The organism is Candidatus Marinimicrobia bacterium CG08_land_8_20_14_0_20_45_22, assembly GCA_002774355.1.
Classification (GTDB): domain Bacteria; phylum Fidelibacterota; class UBA2242; order UBA2242; family UBA2242; genus 0-14-0-20-45-22.
The window spans coordinates 1-5,127 of sequence record PEYN01000027.1; the positions used below are offsets into that span (position 1 = coordinate 1).

Below are 5,127 nucleotides of genomic sequence, written 5' to 3' on the forward strand. Positions count from 1 at the left end.
CTAAATTCTCTTAAAATGTCACTGCTTTTTTACTTGCCAACAGGCAATCGACGGACAGCCATTGGAAATGAATTTTGAGATGGGGAAAATGACTATGAGATCAATGCTCAGACGATTTATGAAAACCTTGATTCTTCCACAAATGCCGCGAGCCGGATTTTATGTAGGTTTTTTGCCGTTGTCGTTCTGTTGCAATTCTGCCAATATAATTCCCGCACCGTCATTGCACTGATGGGACAAAACAGAACCGGAGAAAGCGGATGATCATTCGACAAGCAACACCGAAAGACAATGCGGCTCTGCTTGAACTGGCGCGACAGACGCCTTCTCACGGCATTATCACGATGTATTCCGACCAGTCGCCGGATTTTTTTAAATTTCTGCGAATGGCAAGTGATGAATATATCGTCTGGGTGGCGGATTCGAATGGTCACCTTGATGGAACTGCCGCCGAGATGTATCAAAATGTTCAGTTTTTCGGCAAACAGGTCTCCTTGTTGACGGTTGGCGAAATGAAAGCCTCGCCGAATGCAAAAACAGCCGTAGGTGTTTCTCTTCTAAGACATGTTGCGAAAAATCCTGCCAATCGTCTGCGCGATCTTGGAATTGCCTATATACTGGAAGGTAACAGCCGCGCCAAGCGTCTGTATGAATTGTTCCTATCTAAAAAATACGTACATCGAGATTTGGGAAATGTTGTTAGTTCGCTTATCATTCCTTACCGTTTTTATTTGGTGAAAAGTGAATGCCGCATCCGAAAGGCTCATCTAAACGACTTGCCGGCGATTGCGGAAATCCTTCAGGAAACGTACAGGTCGTACGATTTGTCTCCGGAATTTAGTGTCGAATGGCTCGAGCGGGAACTTCAAAAAACGGATTCGCTGAGCATCCGGGACTTTGATGTTGCCGAACTGAACGGTCGTATCGTCGCCTGTGCCGCGTTTTGGGATCAGACGGATATCCGAAAAAAAATCGTGCTGGAATTTAGTCCGCTACTTCAATTAGCCATGACGCTATTTCGGGCGTTTGGCACGATGTTGAATTTTCCTGAACTTCCAAGAAAAGGAGAGTCGCTGAATTTCTGTTATCTCCGTTTTCCTGCGGCGCGCGAAAATCATCTGTCAGCGCTGAAAGCAATCATTCACCAACGGATCAATTCCATTCGGCGAGAACGCTACTTTCACGTGCTGATTGCCAGTTTTCATCAATCCGATCCGCTGAAAGATTGCATTTTTCGATTGCCGAAAATTTCAATCAAAACGCATATTCTCATCGCTAATCTGTCGGGAAAGGTTGATCTCTCGGCAAACGATTCAAAAGAAATTCGCCCAATTTATACCGATTTATCGCTGGTATGAGTAAATTATTTACATAGAATTATGATAAATGACCATGATAAAAAAAATAAACTTTTGTTCTAAAATGGAGAAGAAATGGTAGGGTTTTTACAAATATTGGGCGGGTTGGCGCTTTTTTTATTTGGAATCCGCATGCTGAGCGGTGGAATGGAAAAACTGGCGGGAGAGCAGATTCAAAAATGGCTCGACCGAATGACCAGCAATCGCATCAAAAGCGCCGCGTTCGGAACCATCGCAACGGCGCTTCTTCAGAGCAGTGGACTCTTGATGGTGATGATGATCGGTCTGATTAACGCTAATCTAATGACGGTCTCACAGACGATCGGCGTGATACTCGGACAAGAAATCGGTACGACGCTAACCGCTCAGATCGTCGCTTTTGATATTGGTTATTATCGTCTTCTTTTAGTAATTGTAGGATTAATTTTTATTGAATTTTTTGAAAATCGCGGCTGGAAAAAATATGGCGAGATTCTCTTCGGACTGGGGATCATTTTTATCGGAATGAGCTATATGGCGATGTCTTTGAATGAACTCGTCAAGATCGGCTGGATCAGCAATGGACTCATAACAATGGGTCAGACTCCGATGATTGCCGTTGTCGCTGGATTGATCACATGACTTCCATAACGAACAGCAGTACCGCTGTGACCAGTTTGGTTGTGGCTATGGGCATCACTAACGTCATCACATTGCCGGGTGCCATCGGATTGATTTTGGGCGCGAATATCGGTTCCTGCATCACAGGGTTGCTTGCATCACTTCGATTATCCACCACGTCTAAACAGGCGTCGTTCGCCCAGATTTTCATCAATGTTCTCGGCGTTGCGCTATTTTTACCGTTTATATCGCAGTATGCCGGATTGGTGGAACTTACTTCATCCTATTTACCTCGTCAAATTGCTAATGCCCACACGATTTTCAATGTGTCTGTCAGTTTGGCGCTCTTTCCGTTCGTCAAGCAAATCGCTTGGGTTGCGGAGCATCTCGCGCCGGTAAAACCGAGCAAGACGAGACCAAAGTTGACCACATATATAGACGAAATGCAGATCCGCATTCCAGCCGTCGCCCTGACGGAAGCGGCTCGTGAATTAGCCCGAATCGGCGAGGCGTCTGCTGAAATGTTGGAACAATCCTGCCAGGCGCTGGTGGAAAAAAATACTGCTCTTGCAAAGAGCGCGATAGATCGGGAAGATCAATTTATCGATCCGGTTTTCAAATTAACGGTTGATTTTGTCAATAAATTGCTCTTACAGGACGATTTGACCGATGAACAAAAAAAGCGTTGCTTTCAGTTGAAAAATCTGTTGATGGACATTGAACGAATTGCTGACATGGCGGAAGATATTTCTCAATATACCTTGAATCGGATCGAGAATAATTTATATTTCAGCGAAAACGCGCTTGCCGACCTCGACCAACTATGGCCGCATGTTCTAAAAACGTATCGGACGGCATTGAAGGCTTTTGAGACCAGCGATAAAAAAATGGCTGAGTCTGCTTGTAAATTAGAAAGTGAATTCGATTGCATGTACTGGCAGGCGCGTCAACGCCATATCGACAGATTTAACGAGGGCATTTGTATGTCAGAGGCAAACGTCATTTATACCGAAGTTTTGCGGTTATTGGAACGCATCAGCGATCATGCAGATAATCTCGGCGTCAGCGTGATGCGGGCTTGAGACGAAATTCTGGATTTTCCCTCCAGATTGACCTAACTTTCATCCGTTCGGTAATCATTGAAAAAGAAATTGGAGATCGTATGAAAAAGAGCTGTGGGCTTTTGAACCTTTTTACGGCAAGCATGATTCTCTTTCCCGTATTGTTATCCGCGCAGATCGATAAATTGGTCGATAAAGTTGCCGGAAAACAGGATATGCAATTTCAAAATTCAGTCGTCGATCAGGCGCGCGGGGACAAATCGACACTCAGGCAATTTATCGCCGATTCGCTCCGTTTGGTTTATGACGAAATCTTGCAGGAGCGAATCGACTCCATCGGCGTAGTTTACTCTAATCAGACTAATACGCTCCTCAACCAATTGAATGCCGCGTCGGAACGTATCCAAAACTTATCGGATAGTGTTGCCATGTTTTCCGGTATGTTGACCGGAAAAGGTCAATCGCCGGCAACGAACGATCCTGCCTTCGAAGCGAAGTTTTTTTCATTTGAAAAACTACTGAGGCAGGAAGAATCGAAAAAGAAGGGAAATATCTTTAAACTTTCTTCAACCATCGAACAAATCGCCCCGTTTCAACTTCAGGAATTGCAAAATTATCTGGATATATTTTATCCGTCAGCCCGGTGTGATTCCGTTCAAGATTTTATCACGCAGGTTTATATTCGGACGAACGATTGGAGTCGAGCGGAATATTCCATCCTGAAATTCCTATATCTGTACCCGGATTCGCCGCTTTTCGACGAAGTGCAAAGTCTTCGTTCGGCAATTTTCCAGACGGAGAAATTCTACAAATCCAGTTCGGATTACCTGATGCGGCTGATCAATGAAATTCCCGAACCGGCGACGCCCGAAGAACGTTACTTCAAATTCGTCGAAACCTTGCGCGATTTCATCGACGTTCCCATTCGACAGCATTTTATTCCCGAAGCGCAGACGTTTCTCAAACTCTATCCGTATTCGTCGCATGCGGATGTGGTTAGTCTGTGGATTGCAGAAACCTACGAGCGGAACGGACAGCCGCAAAGCGCCTTTCTTTCCCACCAAAAGACGATGCTTTTTTACCCAAACACTCCTTTCTTTTCGCGTTGTTTGTTTCGCTCCGCCGATATTCAGCAAAAACAGTTTGGCGAATATGAAAACGCAATTCGATCCTTTTTATTCTATATCGAGAAATTCGGTCGGGATTCTCTCGCATTAGACGCGCAATATCGCATTGCGAAAATGCTCGATGAGAATTTGTCCGAATGGGAACGCGCCGTGAAAGCGTATCAGGTTGTCGCCGATAAATATCCGACATCGCCGCATGCGATTCCCGCTTTAATGCGGAAAGCGGTCATTCTTTCGACTAAAATGAGCCTGATCGAAGAAGCCGTCAACATCTATCAATCTATCGATGAGCGCTATCCCGAAACGCCGGATGCGTTGTCAGCGATGGTGGCGTCTGGAGATTTATACAATTCTCATAAAAAGTATGAATCCGCCGTTGGTCAGTATATGAAAGTATTCCAGAAATATCAAAAGTCGGAAAAGGCGATTTCAGCGTTGGAAGAAGTTGTAAAAATTTACTCCGTAAAGATAAAAGATAACGACAAAACCGTCGAGACTCTCAACCTGATCATTGCTAATTATCCCGGCACGAAAGCCGAAGCGCGTGCCGTCAAGCAATTGGCGAAACTCGAAAAAGCCAAATAGCCGCGAGAAGGGTTGATTAGGTAGATTTTGTTGGATTAGGCCTGTCCGCCATCGGCGGATAACAGGTTTCAGGTTGCTGGTAACGGGTTACGGGTAACAGGTTGCTGGTTACGGGTAACGGGTAACGGGTTGCTGTTTTTCCACCTGCGGCGAATGACAAAAATATGAATATATAGATTCACGAATGCATGGATGTTGCGGGTAAAGTCGTTATTTCCTTCACTGTCACCCTGAGCCACAAAGACAGATTGAGAAGGAAAGAAAAAACCACGCAGGAATTGATATGGTAGAATAGTGCGAATGTTAAGCCGTGGCGAAGGGTCTTGAATCACTGTTTACTAAAAGAAACAATATCTCTAGCATTTTGCGGGACAGGTTCCCGCCGTTGGGGTAAGT

4 protein-coding genes are annotated in these 5,127 nt (G+C 45.0%); all 4 read left to right on the top strand.

Annotation, left to right across the window (positions count from 1 at the left end; genetic code table 11):
* Window positions 1–260: 260 nt before the first annotated feature.
* The 4 genes from COT43_02040 to COT43_02055 all read left to right on the top strand — a co-directional run bounded on the left by COT43_02040 (window position 261) and on the right by COT43_02055 (window position 4,731).
* On the top strand, window positions 261–1,358 hold the full coding sequence (locus COT43_02040) for a hypothetical protein (GenBank protein ID PIS30316.1): 1,098 nt from the start codon (window positions 261–263) through the stop codon (window positions 1,356–1,358).
* Between the two features lie 75 nt (window positions 1,359–1,433).
* Entirely contained in the window at window positions 1,434–1,979 is a 546-nt protein-coding gene (locus COT43_02045; protein PIS30317.1) for a hypothetical protein, read from the top strand.
* Entirely contained in the window at window positions 1,976–3,040 is a 1,065-nt protein-coding gene (locus tag COT43_02050) for a hypothetical protein (protein ID PIS30318.1), read from the top strand. The genes COT43_02045 and COT43_02050 overlap by 4 nt, the downstream gene beginning before the upstream one ends.
* A complete protein-coding gene (locus COT43_02055; protein PIS30319.1) occupies window positions 3,037–4,731 on the top strand; it encodes a hypothetical protein in 1,695 nt (564 codons plus the stop codon). Before COT43_02050 ends, COT43_02055 begins: the two co-directional genes overlap by 4 nt.
* Window positions 4,732–5,127: the final 396 nt, after the last annotated feature.